At 58.9% G+C, this 13,864-nt stretch carries 14 protein-coding genes; 6 read left to right on the top strand and 8 right to left on the bottom strand.

Annotated elements, in window-relative coordinates:
* The first annotated feature begins 4 nt into the window (after positions 1–4).
* Together KIN_RS02190 and KIN_RS02185 are read left to right on the top strand one after the other, a co-directional pair.
* On the top strand, positions 5–1,087 hold the full coding sequence (locus KIN_RS02190; RefSeq protein ID WP_159804318.1) for a BMP family ABC transporter substrate-binding protein: 1,083 nt from the start codon (positions 5–7) through the stop codon (positions 1,085–1,087).
* A 96-nt stretch (positions 1,088–1,183) separates the two neighbouring features.
* Positions 1,184–2,116: an aldo/keto reductase gene (locus KIN_RS02185; RefSeq protein ID WP_159804317.1), complete on the top strand. Its 933-nt coding sequence runs from the start codon at positions 1,184–1,186 to the stop codon at positions 2,114–2,116.
* Here the strand turns inward: KIN_RS02185 and KIN_RS02180 are convergent.
* The gene (locus KIN_RS02180; protein WP_159804316.1) at positions 2,113–4,617 is read right to left on the bottom strand and encodes a GcvT family protein; all 2,505 of its coding nucleotides are present in this window, start codon (positions 4,615–4,617) and stop codon (positions 2,113–2,115) included. The two genes, KIN_RS02185 and KIN_RS02180, sit on opposite strands and share 4 nt — an antisense overlap.
* A 243-nt stretch (positions 4,618–4,860) precedes the next feature.
* Here KIN_RS02180 and KIN_RS02175 point away from each other — a divergent pair, with 243 nt between their 5' ends.
* From KIN_RS02175 to KIN_RS02165, 3 genes are all read left to right on the top strand, one after another.
* On the top strand, positions 4,861–5,322 hold the full coding sequence (locus KIN_RS02175; protein WP_159804315.1) for a hypothetical protein: 462 nt from the start codon (positions 4,861–4,863) through the stop codon (positions 5,320–5,322).
* A 212-nt stretch (positions 5,323–5,534) separates the two neighbouring features.
* On the top strand, positions 5,535–6,347 hold the full coding sequence (panB, locus tag KIN_RS02170; protein WP_159804314.1) for a 3-methyl-2-oxobutanoate hydroxymethyltransferase: 813 nt from the start codon (positions 5,535–5,537) through the stop codon (positions 6,345–6,347).
* A 102-nt stretch (positions 6,348–6,449) separates the two neighbouring features.
* Complete coding sequence (locus KIN_RS02165; protein ID WP_159804313.1) at positions 6,450–7,256, top strand: lytic murein transglycosylase; 807 nt, start codon at positions 6,450–6,452, stop codon at positions 7,254–7,256.
* A gap of 45 nt (positions 7,257–7,301) precedes the next feature.
* Here the strand turns inward: KIN_RS02165 and KIN_RS02160 are convergent, their stop codons facing one another.
* From KIN_RS02160 to KIN_RS02150, 3 genes are all read right to left on the bottom strand, one after another.
* Positions 7,302–7,811, bottom strand: a complete 510-nt coding sequence (locus KIN_RS02160) for a pyridoxamine 5'-phosphate oxidase family protein (protein WP_159804312.1) — start codon at positions 7,809–7,811, stop codon at positions 7,302–7,304.
* A 3-nt stretch (positions 7,812–7,814) separates the two neighbouring features.
* The gene (locus KIN_RS02155; RefSeq protein ID WP_159804311.1) at positions 7,815–8,012 is read right to left on the bottom strand and encodes a CsbD family protein; all 198 of its coding nucleotides are present in this window, start codon (positions 8,010–8,012) and stop codon (positions 7,815–7,817) included.
* Positions 8,013–8,081: 69 nt separating this feature from the next.
* Positions 8,082–9,068: a 2-hydroxyacid dehydrogenase gene (locus tag KIN_RS02150; protein WP_159804310.1), complete on the bottom strand. Its 987-nt coding sequence runs from the start codon at positions 9,066–9,068 to the stop codon at positions 8,082–8,084.
* 109 nt (positions 9,069–9,177) lie between these two features.
* Here KIN_RS02150 and KIN_RS02145 point away from each other — a divergent pair, with 109 nt between their 5' ends.
* Positions 9,178–9,672 carry an SH3 domain-containing protein gene (locus tag KIN_RS02145; protein WP_159804309.1) on the top strand — a complete coding sequence of 165 codons (495 nt, stop codon included), beginning with the start codon at positions 9,178–9,180 and terminating at the stop codon, positions 9,670–9,672.
* Here KIN_RS02145 and KIN_RS02140 read toward each other — a convergent pair.
* From KIN_RS02140 to KIN_RS02125, 4 genes are all read right to left on the bottom strand, one after another.
* Complete coding sequence (locus KIN_RS02140) at positions 9,669–11,690, bottom strand: M3 family metallopeptidase (RefSeq protein WP_159804308.1); 2,022 nt, start codon at positions 11,688–11,690, stop codon at positions 9,669–9,671. The genes KIN_RS02145 and KIN_RS02140 overlap by 4 nt on opposite strands.
* Positions 11,691–11,746: 56 nt before the next feature.
* Positions 11,747–12,541 carry an amino acid ABC transporter permease gene (locus tag KIN_RS02135; protein WP_159804307.1) on the bottom strand — a complete coding sequence of 265 codons (795 nt, stop codon included), beginning with the start codon at positions 12,539–12,541 and terminating at the stop codon, positions 11,747–11,749.
* Between the two features lie 30 nt (positions 12,542–12,571).
* On the bottom strand, positions 12,572–13,366 hold the full coding sequence (locus KIN_RS02130) for a transporter substrate-binding domain-containing protein (RefSeq protein ID WP_159804306.1): 795 nt from the start codon (positions 13,364–13,366) through the stop codon (positions 12,572–12,574).
* 143 nt (positions 13,367–13,509) lie between these two features.
* Positions 13,510–13,773: an accessory factor UbiK family protein gene (locus KIN_RS02125; protein WP_159804305.1), complete on the bottom strand. Its 264-nt coding sequence runs from the start codon at positions 13,771–13,773 to the stop codon at positions 13,510–13,512.
* Positions 13,774–13,864: the final 91 nt, after the last annotated feature.

Genomic DNA, 13,864 nt, shown 5'->3' with positions numbered 1-13,864 from the left:
AAGAATGAACAAGAGAACGCTTCTGAAAGGCGCCGCTGCCGCATTTGTGCTGAGTGCGGGCGCTGTATTTGCCGACGGCCATGAGCCCACGAAAGTCGGCTTTGTCTATGTCGGCCCCGTGGGCGATGGCGGCTGGACCTATGAGCACGATCAGGGCCGTCTCGCCGTCGAGGCGGAGTTCGGTGACAAGGTCGAAACAGTCTTTCAGGAAAGCGTGCCCGAAGGTGCCGATGCCGAACGCGTAATGACGCAGATGGCCCTGGGCGGTGCGGATATCATCTTCACCACATCCTTTGGCTACATGGATCCGACGATCAACGTGGCGAAGAAATTCCCCGAAGTGAAGTTTGAGCACGCGACGGGCTACAAGCGCGCCGAAAACGTCTCGACCTATTCCGCCCGGTTCTACGAAGGACGCGCCGTGCAAGGCCACATCGCGGGCAAGATGACGAAGTCGAACAAGATCGGCTACATCGCGTCCTTCCCGATCCCCGAAGTGATCCGGGGCATCAACGCGGCCTATATCCACGCCAAGCGCGTGAACCCGGATGTCGAATTCAACATCGTCTGGGCCTACACATGGTTTGATCCTGCCAAGGAAGCGGATGCGGCCACAGCGCTGATCGAACAGGGTGCGGACGTAATCCTGCAACACACCGATTCCACCGCGCCGCTGGCGGCGGCCGAGAAGGTCGAGGGTGTGATCGGGTTCGGTCAAGCCTCTGATATGGCCGAGTTCAAGCCGAGCCCGCGTGTGTCCTCAATCATCGACAATTGGGCACCTTACTACATCGACCGCGTTCGCGCGGTGATGGACGGCACGTGGGAAAGCACAGACACGTGGGACGGTATCGCGCCCGGCATGGTTGAGATCGGCGAGATCACGGACGCGGTTCCCGCCGACGTGAAGGCCGAGGCCGAAGCCCTGCGGGACGCCATGGCAGCGGGCGAGTATCATCCGTTCACCGGCCCCCTGAAAAAGCAGGATGGCAGCGATTGGCTGGCGGACGGCGAAGTGGCCGATGACGGCACGCTCGCTGGCATGAATTTCTACGTCGAAGGTCTGACCGGCGACATCCCGAACTAAGACACGCGTCTGGTTTGCGGAAAGGCCTGCCCTTGTGGTGGGCCTTTTTGCTTTGGGGGCCTTTTCTCTGCCGCTGCGATCTGCCAGCCTTGTCCCATGACACAGATGACAACGCGCACCGGCGCCCCCGCCTCGCCTCTTTGTTTCGGCACCATGCAGTTCGGTGGAACCGCCGATGAGACCGCAAGCCGTGGGATGTATGATGCCTGCCGCAGCGTGGGCGTGAACTTCTTCGACACCGCGCATGTCTATACCGAAGGGCGCTCCGAAACACTGCTTGGCACGTTCTGCGCGGGCGAGGTCGATGACGTGATCATCGCCACCAAGGCGGGCTATGAGGGGGGTGCCTCCAGGGCCAATATTCTCAAGACTTTCGACGAAAGCTGCAAACGGCTAAAAATGGATCGCGTCGATCTGTTCTATATGCACCGATGGGATGCGGACACGCCCCTTGAGGAAACGCTGGAGACGCTGGCCAGCCTCAAGGCGCAAGGGCTGATCCGCTATGTGGGGGTCAGCAACTACGCCGCTTGGCAGGTGATGAAAGCGATCCGTGTCGCCGCATCCTTTGATCTGTCGATTGATGTGCTGCAGCCGATGTATAGCCTTGTGAAACGGCAGGCCGAGGTGGAAATTCTGCCAATGTGTGCCGATCAGGGCGTGGCGGTCTGCCCGTACTCGCCGTTGGGCGGCGGGCTTTTGACCGGGAAGTACGCCGCAGGTGGCGGTGGCCGTCTGATCGATGATCACCGCTATGCGGCGCGCTATGATGTCGAGTGGATGCACAACGTGGCTGCTGAACTGCCGAAAATCGCCAAGGCCCATGGAACGACTGCCGCGACGCTGGCTGTGGCGTGGGCGGGCCATCATCCAGCCGTTACCGCACCGATCATCAGCGCCAGATCTGTTGAACAACTGGCCCCGTCGCTGGCGGCGCTGGACTTCAACATGACCGACGCGCTTTACGCCGAGATCACGGCGCTGTCCCAGGCCCCTGCCCCGGCGACGGATCGATTGGAAGAAGCCTAGCCGTCCATCGGGATATCATCGACGCGGATCGTGGCGTTAGAGGGATCGTAGGGGCTGTCCTCGACCACTTCCGCATCCCAAAGCTCGCGGAACATCCGCACCTTGAGCTTTGTGCCAGCGCTCGCCAGATCGGGCGGGACGTAGCCCATGCCGATGCTTTTGCCGAACGCGACGGAGTATCCGCCCGAGGTCAGGCGACCAATCTTTTCGTCCCCATTGTAAATCGCCTCGCGCCCCCACGGATCCGCATCCGCAGGTCCGTCAATCAGGAGCGTCACACATTTGGAGCGGATGCCCAGCGCCTCCATCGACGCCTTGCCGTGAAACTCTTTCGATAGATCGACGAAGCGCGGCAGATCAGCTTCCAGTGGGGTGGCGTCACGACCAAGCTCGGTCCCAAAGGCACGGTAGCTCTTTTCCTGCCGCAACCAGTTTTGCGCCCGGGCACCGACCAGTTTCATGCCGTGATCCGCGCCTGCCTTTTCCAAGAGGTCGAACAGATAGGTCTGCATCTCGATCGGGTGGTGAAGCTCCCATCCCAGCTCGCCCGTATAGGCCACGCGAATGGCGCGCACGGGGCACATACCAAGCTCAATCTCGCGATAGGACAACCACGGGAAGCGCTTGTTTGACAGGGCGGTGTCCGGGTTGGCGTCCTTGATAACCGCCTTCAATACATCGCGCGATTTGGGGCCAGCGATGGCAAAGACGCCCCATTGGGTCGTGACGTCCTGTGCATTGATGCGGCCTAATTCTGGCTCCTTTTCGGCGATGGCTTTGAACAGATAGTCCTGATCGTAGGCATGCCATGCGCCCGCAGAGACGAGATAATAGTCATCTTCGGCAATTCGCACGATAGTGTATTCCGTCCGCGTGGTTCCGGCGCCGGTCAGCGCATAGGTCAGATTGATCCGGCCCACGCGCGGCAACTTGTTCGTGGTGAACCAGTCCAGAAACGCCGTTGCCCCCGGTCCGTTGATCCGATGCTTGGTGAAGGCGGTCGCATCGATCAGGCCTACGCCCTCGCGGATCGCCTTGGCCTCATCCACCGCGTGTTGCCACCAGCCACCCCGCCGGAAGGACCGGCTGTCGTGATCGTTGAACCCATCGGGCGCGAAGTAATTCGGACGCTCCCACCCGTTGACCTGACCGAACTGCGCGCCCCGTGCTTTTTGCCGGTCATAGGCAGGTGAGGTGCGAAGCGGTCTGCAGGCTGGACGTTCTTCATCCGGGTGGTGGAGGACGTAGACATGGTCATAGGCCTCCTCGTTCTTGCGGGCGGCGTATTCCGTCGTCATCCAGGTGCCGTAACGCTTGGGATCAAGTGAGGCCATGTCGATCTCTGCCTCCCCCTCAACCATGAGCTGAGCCAGGTAGTGACCGGTGCCGCCAGCAGCGGTGATCCCGAAACTGAACCCTTCCGCAAGCCACATGTTCTGCAGACCGGGCGCGGGACCCAGCAGCGGGTTGCCATCGGGTGTGTAGCAGATCGGACCGTTGAAGTCGTCCTTTAGCCCGACCTCTTCCGAGGAAGGGATACGATGGATCATCGACATGTATTCTTCTTCGATCCGCTCCAAATCCAGCGGGAAGAGATCGGCGCGGAAACTGTCGGGCACACCGTATTCAAAACGCGCCGGGGCGTTCTTTTCATAGGGGCCGAGGATCCAGCCGCCGCGTTCCTCCCGCACGTACCACTTTGCGTCGGCATCGCGCAGGACGGGATGTTCCGGGTTGGATTTCCGCCACTCCACCAGTGCAGGATCAGGTTCGGTCACGATATACTGGTGCTCGACCGGGATAGCCGGGATCTTGATACCCAGAAGCTGCGCGGTGCGCTGAGCATGATTGCCCGTCGCCGTCACGACATGTTCGGCATGAATGATCTGCTGTTCGTCAGATGGCACAAGGTTCCCGCCCTTCTCCACCATCTTGGTCAGCGTCACGTCCCAGTGATCGCCCGTCCATTGATACGCATCCACCTGCCATTTGCGCTCGATCACAACACCACGCTGGCGCGCGCCCTTGGCCATGGCCATCGTGACGTCGGCAGGATTTATGTAGCCGTCGGTCGGATGGTAAATCGCGCCTTTCAGATCCTCGGTGCGCACCAGCGGGTAGCGATCTTTCACTTGCGCGGGCGTCAGGAACTCATAGGGCACGCCGCAGGTCTCGGCGGTTGTGGCGTAGAGCATGTATTCATCCATCCGCGCGTCGCTCTGGGCCATCCGCAGATTGCCGACGACAGAAAATCCAGCGTTGAGGCCGGTTTCTTCTTCCAGCGTCTTATAGAACTTGATGGAGTGGTCGTGGATATGGGTGGTCGCGTAGCTCATGTTGAAATACGGCAGCAGGCCCGCCGCGTGCCATGTGGAGCCCGAGGTCAACTCGTCCCGTTCCAGCAGCATGACATCGTCCCATCCGGCCCGGGCCAGATGATAGGCGATCGAAGTGCCCACCGCCCCGCCGCCGACGACCAGTGCTTTGACATGCGTTTTCATGGGATGTCCCCTTCTACGTTGACTGACATCGGTTCTAGCAAAAATGCGAAACCACCAAATCCGCCATTCGACGCAACAGCCGCCGTTTCCGACACGCGGAACCGTAGACCATGTCTGACTGAACGGATGGTTTGTGGACTTAGTTGCCGTTGGGATCATCCATCGTGCACTGAAATATTCTGGTGATTAGCTACCAAATCCGTTTGGATGAGCGGTAGTTGAAACACAATAGTGGTGCAAGTGGTGCGAGAGCTAGACAATTACGAAGTATGGCTTCTAATCAGTGGTGAAGAATTATATCCCTTCTCTTCCCATGGTTTCGAATTTGCTCAGGGTTCGCTGAGGTCAGTAGTTGCTCGATCATCTGATAACCTGTTTCTGAACGCAGAAGGCGAAGTATTCAAGATTGCCGGAATTTATCCGCATCACAACAACTTAGCCGCCAAGACAATGCGTTTGCTCAATATTCCCTATGGCATTGAGGTTAAGCTGGAGCGGCAGAACATTGAGATCTCCGAGCTTAAGGAGATGTTGGTCGTTGGGCTGGAAAATTATCGCTCTCAAGCAGATGATGATGAGGTTTGGACATTCGCTACATTGCCCCCCTCAACATCTAAAACGTCAATCATGAACGCAAATGACACGGTGCAGCTATTTGCAATCCTCGATCTGCCAACTCCATTGGATTGCCTAGACTCGCTCTAACAAACTAGGTCTGTTCTGGGCTCAAAGCCGCCATTTGCAATAACTCGTAAGGACCGCTGTTTCGTCTCTCGGATCTCGTTGCTGTGTTTACGTTGTAGCCAATGGCTGGATTCGCTTGATGGCTGGCAGGCAATGCTTGCCCGGTTCTTGCTGTAAATCGGGTGCGCGCGGGGATATGCAGGGGTCATTCAATTGACCGAGGGGGCTGTCCCATGAGCACGCAAACCGAAACCGTCCGCCGGATGACTGTTCCGCAGATTGCAAACCGTAAAGGGGGCGAACCGATTGTCTCGCTCACGTCCTACCACGCGCATACGGCAGGGATTGTCGACAAATACGCGGATTTCATTCTGGTGGGCGACAGCCTCGGAATGGTGATGCACGGGATGGAAACGACCGTAGGCGTACCGCTGGATCTGATGATCATGCATGGCAAGGCCGTGGTGCGCGGCACCAAGCGGGCGCTGATCGTGGTGGATATGCCGTTCGGCACTTATGAGGAAAGCCCCAATGTAGCGTTTCGCAATGCCGCGAAGATCATGAAGGAAACCGGATGCGGCGCGGTGAAACTGGAAGGCGGCGCGCGGATGGCCGAGACCATTCACTTCCTGACGGAACGGGGTGTGCCTGTTATGGCGCACACGGGACTGACACCCCAAAGCTCCCACGTGATGGGCGGCTTCAAGACCCAAGGTCGTGATGAGGACACTTGGCCCGCCCACGAGGCGGACGCGAAGGCGGTGTCGGACGCCGGTGCGTTTGCCGTCGTTCTGGAAGGCATGGTGGAGCCGCTGGCCGCGAGGATCACCAAACAGATCGATATCCCCACCATCGGGATCGGCGCCTCGGCGGACTGCGACGGTCAAATCCTTGTGCTGGAGGATATGCTGGGCCTGAACCCGTGGACGCCGAAATTCGTGAAAGTCTACGGTCAGCTTGGACCGATGATCGAAGACGCCGTCAAAAGCTATGCGGAAGAGGTCAAAACGCGCGACTTCCCCGGTCCGGACCAGACCTATACCTGAGCGAGTTTTCATGCGCGCCGCTGTCACGGTGACAAAGCGTTTTGGAATCAAAGGGCTTTTGCGTAAAGTGCCTCGGATTGTTTGAAGCGGAGTTCTGACCCTATGCGATTGTTTTCAAGACGTGCGCTTGCGGCGGCTGCCGTGGCTTTGGTTCTTCCTGGTGCCGCGTTGGCTGCAGCGTGTGGCAATTCTGCGGGGGGGTTCAACGCATGGAAAGCGGCGTTTGCCAATGAAGCTGCGCAGGCTGGTGTCGGCAAGCGGGGGCTGCAGGCGCTGGCAGGAACGCAATATGCCAAGCGAACGATCGCTGCTGACCGTAACCAGAAAAGCTTCAAGTATTCCCTCGAGAAATTCATGCAGGTGCGCGGCGCGCAGACCATTGTGGCCCAAGGTCGCAAACGCAAAGCCCGCAATGCCGCGTTCTTCGACTCGCTGGAGCGGAAATTCGGGGTTCCCGCGGGGGTGATCATCGCGATCCACGGGATGGAAACGGGCTTTGGAAATTTCATGGGGGACAGCAACGTGCTGTCCGCGATCTCGACACTGGCTTATGATTGCAGACGCTCGGACTTTTTCACGGGACACACTCTGGCTGCCTTGAAGCTGGTGGATCAAGGTGTGATCTCACCCAATTCAATCGGGGCCAAGCACGGGGAACTGGGTCACACGCAATTTCTGCCCGGCAACGTATTGAAATACGGGATTGATGGGAATGGCGACGGGCGTCTCGATCTGAACAGTATGGGCGACGCGTTGGCGTCGACGGCGAACTTTCTCAGCCAGAAGGGCTGGCGTCCGGGCGTCGGTTATCAGGAAGGGCAGCCGAATTTCGCAGTGATCCAGCAGTGGAACGCGGCAGGGGTTTATCAAAAGGCCATCGCGATCATGGCCAAGCAGATCGACGGATAAAAAAAGCCCCGGACCATCCGGGGCTTTCTCTGTATTTGATGTGGCTCAGGCGGCTGTCGCGAAATTGATCACGCGATGCTCACCCACGTCGGCGGTATCACTCGACATATTTGCGCGCAAAATCTCCAGACCGAAAACCAGCGGATTACCGGACGACGCCCAGACCGCGGCTTCACGCAGCGGCATATGCAGCAAAGTGACGTCTGCATCCTCGCGACCGTTCTCAAACCACGCGGCGGCAACGGCGGACCAGATTTCGTCCAGTTTGGCCTCGTCACTGCTTTGCGTAATCGGACCGCTCATACAGGAATAGTAGTCCTGATCGGTACTTTGGATCGTGAAGTGAGCCGTGTTGCCTTGCCCCACGGCACGCACCAAATCGGTGTCGCGTGAGGTGATGAACCAAAGCTCCTGGGTTTCGCGATCAAAGTAGTGGGTCATTGGCTGCATATGCTGGCCCGACCCTTCGATGCCAAGCATGCCTGCGCGCAGATCATCGAGTTGATCGAACAGTTGCTTGGTTGCGTCTTCCTTGGTGAGATCAGTGTCTGCCATCGCTCAGCTCCCCGACATCCAACTGTCGACTTCCGCGCGAGCCTGTTCTTTCGTCTTGCCGTATTTCTGCTGAATGAGACCTTCCAACTGCTCACGGTCACCTTCGGCCTGATCCAGCTCATCATTCGTCAGCTCACCCCATTTCGACTGGGCTTTGCCTTTCCATTCTTTCCAGTTTCCTTGGACTTGATCCCAATTCATCGCATCGCTCCTCGGTTAATGACTGTCTGGACAAACAACGTGCCCCGGCAATCAATGTTCCACGAAAAGTCAGAGCATGCCCGGCACAACCTGATCCGGTGGGCGATGACCGTCCGCAAAGGTTTTGATGTTCAACAGGACCTTTTCGCCCATTTCGACGCGCCCTTCTTCCGTTGCTGACCCCATATGAGGCAGGAGGACAACGTTCTGCAGTTCCCGCAGGCGCGGATTGATCTGGGGGCCATGTTCGAACACGTCGAGACCCGCCCCCGCCAACTCGCCCGCGCGCAGCATCCGGGTCAGGGCATTCTCATCGACCACATCGCCGCGGGATGTGTTCACAACCACCGCGGTCGGCTTCATCAGCTTGAGGCGACGGGCGTTCAAAAGGTGATAGGTCGAGGGCGTCGACGGACAGTTGACCGAGACCACATCCATCCGGGCCAGCATTTGGTCAAGGCTCTCCCAATAGGTCGCCTCAAGTTCTTCCGACGTCGCCTCATGCACGCGGGTCCGGTTGTGGTAGTGAATCTGCATTCCAAAGGCACGGGCGCGGTGGGCGACGGCCTGCCCGATCCGTCCCATCCCCAGAATGCCCAGACGGCGGCCAGAGATGCGGCCCCCCATCAGGGCCGTGGGGGAAAACCCATCCCAGTCCCCCGATTGCATCAGGTTTAACCCTTCGGGAATACGCCGGGTCACGGCAAGGATCAGGGCAAGGGTCATGTCGGCAGTGTCATCGGTCACCGTGCCGGGGGTGTTCGACACCAAAATGCCCCGCTGGCGGGCGGTCGCCACGTCGATATGGTCCACGCCAGCCCCATAATTGGCGATCAGCTTCAAGCGATCGCCCGCCTGCCCGATCAAGCCCGCGTCAATCTCATCCGTCAGGGTGGGCACCAGAACATCGGCGGACTTCACTGCCTCAACGAGTTGCGCACGGGTCATAGGCGCATCGGCGGTTCTGAGGTTTACCTCGAACAATTCGCTCATGCGGGTCTCGACCACTTCCGGCAAGCGTCGCGTCACGACAACACTGAGTTTCTCACGCGGCATGTCAGACCATCCTTTTGTGGAATTTCGTGAACCATGATGCAAAGATAAGCGCCAAAGGAGCAAGGCAAGAAATGCCATGCCGCAGAAGAAGATTGAGCAGGACATACCCATGATACGACACGCTGTTTTCGCGATTGCCGCCAGTTTTGCGTTTTGTGCGCCCGCCTGGGCCGCGGACAGAGGGCCGGTGACGAATCTGCCGATGCCGCGCTACGTGTCGCTGAAAGCTGCCGAGGGGAATGTGCGGCGCGGACCGAGCCTGAGCCACCGGATCGACTGGGTTTTCAAACATCGCAACATGCCGCTGCAGATCGTGGCGGAGCACGGTCATTGGCGGCGGGTGGTCGACAGCGAGGGGGCCGGTGGCTGGGTGCATTACTCGCTGCTCAGCGGGTCACGCTTTGTGCGTGTCGAAGAGGACCTGGCACCGCTGTATCGGAAGGCTGATCCAAGCTCTGACCCTGTTGCGTATGCCGAGGCTGGCGTGATCGCACGGCTTGGATCCTGCGAGACATCCCTGTGCAAGATCACCGTGAACGGCACGCGGGGCTGGGTCGCCCGCGATCAGGTCTGGGGTATTTTGCCGGACGAAGTACGCGACTAGGCCGCAAGGCCCCGCCCCTTCAGCAACGCCTCGACGCCGGGCATCCGCCCGCGGAACGCCAGATAGAGGTCTTCGGCCTCTTGCGAGCCGCCGGTGGACAGGATGAACTTTTCCAACTTGTCAGCGGTTTCCTCGTCGAAGGCACCGCCCGCTTCCTCGAAGGCCTCGAACGCGTCCGCGTCCATGACCTCGGACCACATATAGCTGTAATAGCCCGCCGAATACCCGTCGCCTGAGAACACATGGGCGAAATGCGGCGTGGCGTGGCGCATACCGATGGCATGCGGCATGCCAAGTTCTTCGAGCAGATCAGTCTGACGGGCCATGGGATCAGCGGGCGGGGTGCCTGTGTGGAAGTCCAGATCAACCAGCGCGGACGCGACATATTCCACGGTCGCGAAGCCCTGATCGTAGGTCGCCGCATCCAGAAGACGCTTTAGCAACTCGTCGGGCATGGGCGCGCCTGTCTCTGCGTGGAGTGCGTGCTTCTGCAACACCTCCGGTACCTCGAGCCAATGCTCATACAACTGGCTGGGCAACTCAACAAAATCGCGGGCAACGGAAGTGCCCGAGATCATTTCATAGGTCACGTCGCTCAGCATCTGGTGCAATGCGTGGCCGAACTCATGGAACAATGTGCGGGCGTCGCCATAAGACAGGAGTGCGGGCGCATCGCCGGACGGTTTCGCAAAGTTGCACACATTCAAGACGTGAGGGCGAATGTCGCCTTTCAGCTTTTGCTGGGACCGCATGGCCGAACACCACGCACCAGACCGCTTGCCCGCCCGGGCGAAATAGTCACCGACGAAAACGGCGATGTGTTTGCCGCCGCGCGTGACCTCCCACGCGCGGGCATCGGGGTGATGAAGGGACACGTCGATGGGGGAAAACTCCAGGTCGAACAGCCGTGTGGCGCAGTCGAAGGCCGCTTCGATCATGTTGTCGAGCTGCAGATAGGACTTGAGCTCAGCTTCATCGAGGTCGTGTTCAACCGCGCGTCGTTGGCGCGAGTAATACCGCCAGTCCCACGGTTCCAGATCGCCGTTCACACGGTCCTCGTGCATCATCCGGGTCAGGACCTCGGCGTCCCGTTCGGCTTGCGCCTTTGCCGGGTGCCAGACATCCATCAGAAGGCCGCGCACTGCATCCGGTGTCTTGGCCATCTGAATTTCCAGCTTGTAGTCGGCAAAGCTGGAGTAGCCCAAGAGCTGCGCGCGCTCGGCCCGCAGTTGCAAAATTTCCGCAGCGATCTCTCGATTGTCGGTCTCGCCCCCGTTCGCACCGCGTGAGGTCCACGCGCGGTAAGCGCGTTCGCGCAAATCCCGCCTGCTGGAGAACTGAAGAAACGGTACGATCAGCGAGCGGGACAGGGTCACGACGGGACCGTCCGCATCCCGCTCCTTTCCGGCCGCAATGGCAGAGGCTTTCACGAAGTCGGGCAGGCCTTCCAGATCATCATCTGTCAGCGCCATGGACCAACTGCGTTCATCTGCCAGAATATTCTGTGTGAACTCAGTACCCAAGACCGCCAGGCGCTTCTGCACCTCTTTCAGACGATCATATGCGTCCCCTTCCAGCTTCGCGCCGGCACGCACGAAGTTGCGGTGGCTTAGATCCAGCACGCGCCGTTCCTCATCGCTGAGGTTCAGATCGTCTATACAGTTCCAAAGAGTGTCCACCCGCTCGAACAGCGCGCGGTTCATCATGACCTCGGAACTCCAGGCTGACAGCAGCGGCGAAAAATCCCGCTGTAGGGCTTCCCGCTCAGGCGTGCTGTCGGTCGAGGCGAGCGTGTAGAACGGCACCAGAACCTTATCGAGATCTTCGCCCATCAAGGCCAAAGCGTTGATGGTGTTGTCGAAGGTCGCGGGCTCCGGATTGTTCGCGATGGCGGTCAGTTCAGCCCGCGCCGTGGTCAACGCAGCATCAAGTCCTTCTTCGAAATGGCTGTCTTTGATGTCTGAAAAGGGGGGAAGATTAAAGCGTGTCGTCCAATCGGACAAAAGCGGGTTCGTCATTAAAAAGTCTCCTCGTCACAATAGAATAGCCCCCGCGGCTTGGCGTTCCAAGTGCCTCACTTTGGCTGGGCGCGTAACCGCCTTTCGAGGTACCGGAGCATGAGCGAAAGTGTGATCGTCAATGTTAAATACAGAAGCGCAACAATATTATAGGTTTCAAAATAGCGAAAGTTCCCCGCTGCCGTCACCTTGCCTAATTGGGTAATGTCGCTGACGCCCAGCACGGACACAAGACTGGAATCTTTCACCATTGCGATGAAATCATTACCCAGAGGCGGGAGGATGACCCGAATGGCCTGAGGAAAGACGATGTGGCGAAACCGGTGCCAGCGGTTAAGTCCAAGCGCCTCTGCCGCCTCGATCTGGCCCGCATCGACTGACTGAAGGCCCGCGCGGAAGACCTCTGCGATAAAAGCGGAATAGCCGATCGCCAGTGCAAGGATGGCCCGCCACAGAAGTGGGAACTGCCGGGTCGATACCGGCTCGCCGCCGACGAGATCCAGTCCCCAGTTGGCCAAAGCCACAAGTCCTGGTGCCAGTGCAAAAGCCACGTAGAGCAGCAGCACGATGATGGGAATGCCGCGGATGACCTCGATGTAGAAGCGGGCGATCTGCCTGAGAACGATGTTGCCCGACAGGCTCATGACAGCCAGCAGAAGCCCGGCCAGCGAGGCCGTCGTAAACCCAACGAGCGTTACGAATATCGTGATCCGAATGCCCTTCGTGAGCGTACCCAATACCTGAGCGTAGAGATCATCGGCCACCACGCGGTAGCCCAGCCAAAGGCCGATCAGCGCAAGAAGCACGAGCCAGTAGGGAAAGTCTTTTTCGTTTGGGGATGGCCCGAGCATCGCGACCCGCGCGCTTCTGTCAGCGTGACCTCATCCGCCCAGCTTGTAATCGAGAAACCACTTCTGGTTCAGAGCATCGAGTGTGCCATCAGCGCGCATATCGGCGATGGCCGCATTGACCGGCTCAACAAGGTCCGACCCTTTTGGGAAGATGAACCCGAAATCCTCTGTCCCCAGCTTTTCGCCAACAATCTTGAGCGCGCCATCTGAAGCGGCGACGTAGCCATTGCCCGCGGTTCCATCGGTTAGCACGAGATCCACATCGCCGGTCCGCAGCGCCTGAACCCCGGCCCCGAAGGTTTCAAAGAGCTTGATCCGTGGATTTTGCTCATCCCCGTCGAGTACGTCGTAGACACCGACGTAAAAGGGCGTCGTGCCGGGTTGAGCCGCCATCAGGAGATCCTCGTTTTCGGCGAACGCGGCCGCATCACTGAACCGCTCTTCATCCCCGCGCACCAGCATCACCATTTCAGACCGCATGTAGGGTTCAGAGAAGTCGACCTTTTCCTTCCGGTCGTCCCGGATAGTGATGCCCGTCATACCAATATCGTATTGGCCTTCGCTGATCGCAGGGATCATCGCGTCCCAGCTTGTGTTCTCATAAGTGATCTCGGCGTTGATGCGTTCGGCGATCTCGGCCATCGCGTCATATTCCCAGCCAATCGCATCACCTGTCCCTGGCTCTACAAATTGCAGCGGCGGGTAGGCGTTTTCCGTCACGACGACAATCTCGCGACCGTCCAGATTGGGCAGATGACCATCGGCCAGTACTGGCATTGTCAGGGCGGCGAGACCAAACGCAACAAATGCGGACAGAATTTTCATGCGGGAACTCCGTTCAGGTGACACTGCCGAAGTAGGGCGCACTCAGTCGGATTCTGCAAGTCAGGGAATGAAAAGCGCGTTTGACCTTAACCCCGCGCCTCATTTTTGGACATGCCAAGCGCTCGGCGCGTAGGTGGCAGACCCTAGCTTTTCTTGGTTTTGGATTTTCCGCCCCCAGCCAACTCATCGAGGCGGGCTTTCAGCGCTTCGTTCTCTTCCCGGGCTTTCTGAGCCATCGCACGCACGGCGTCGAACTCTTCACGGGTCACAAAATCGCGATCTGCAAGCCAACGGTCGAGCATGCCTTTCATTGCCCCTTCGGCTTCCGACTTGGCCCCTTGGGCCACACCCATGGCGTTTGTCATCAGTTGGGACATGTCGTCGAAAAACTTGTTGCGCGTCTGCATGGCATCCTCATCGCTTTGCTTGGTCTGTATATGGGCTGACTTGGCGTCTTTCTCAAGGTTGACTTCGCCGCAGGCTCATCGCACTTCGGGA

This window comes from Litoreibacter roseus (genome assembly GCF_009811795.1).
Lineage (GTDB): Bacteria > Pseudomonadota > Alphaproteobacteria > Rhodobacterales > Rhodobacteraceae > Litoreibacter > Litoreibacter roseus.
This window is presented reverse-complemented; position numbering and strand designations above follow the sequence as displayed.

Coding starts and splice junctions, on each gene's coding strand:
- KIN_RS02190 (WP_159804318.1), top strand. CDS start 5: ATGAACAAGAGAACGCTTCTGAAAGGCGCCGCTGCCGCATTTGTGCTG.
- KIN_RS02185 (WP_159804317.1), top strand. CDS start 1,184: ATGACACAGATGACAACGCGCACCGGCGCCCCCGCCTCGCCTCTTTGT.
- KIN_RS02180 (WP_159804316.1), bottom strand. CDS start 4,617: ATGAAAACGCATGTCAAAGCACTGGTCGTCGGCGGCGGGGCGGTGGGC.
- panB (WP_159804314.1), top strand. CDS start 5,535: ATGAGCACGCAAACCGAAACCGTCCGCCGGATGACTGTTCCGCAGATT.
- KIN_RS02165 (WP_159804313.1), top strand. CDS start 6,450: ATGCGATTGTTTTCAAGACGTGCGCTTGCGGCGGCTGCCGTGGCTTTG.
- KIN_RS02160 (WP_159804312.1), bottom strand. CDS start 7,811: ATGGCAGACACTGATCTCACCAAGGAAGACGCAACCAAGCAACTGTTC.
- KIN_RS02155 (WP_159804311.1), bottom strand. CDS start 8,012: ATGAATTGGGATCAAGTCCAAGGAAACTGGAAAGAATGGAAAGGCAAA.
- KIN_RS02150 (WP_159804310.1), bottom strand. CDS start 9,068: ATGCCGCGTGAGAAACTCAGTGTTGTCGTGACGCGACGCTTGCCGGAA.
- KIN_RS02145 (WP_159804309.1), top strand. CDS start 9,178: ATGATACGACACGCTGTTTTCGCGATTGCCGCCAGTTTTGCGTTTTGT.
- KIN_RS02140 (WP_159804308.1), bottom strand. CDS start 11,690: ATGACGAACCCGCTTTTGTCCGATTGGACGACACGCTTTAATCTTCCC.
- KIN_RS02135 (WP_159804307.1), bottom strand. CDS start 12,541: ATGCTCGGGCCATCCCCAAACGAAAAAGACTTTCCCTACTGGCTCGTG.
- KIN_RS02130 (WP_159804306.1), bottom strand. CDS start 13,366: ATGAAAATTCTGTCCGCATTTGTTGCGTTTGGTCTCGCCGCCCTGACA.
- KIN_RS02125 (WP_159804305.1), bottom strand. CDS start 13,773: ATGCAGACGCGCAACAAGTTTTTCGACGACATGTCCCAACTGATGACA.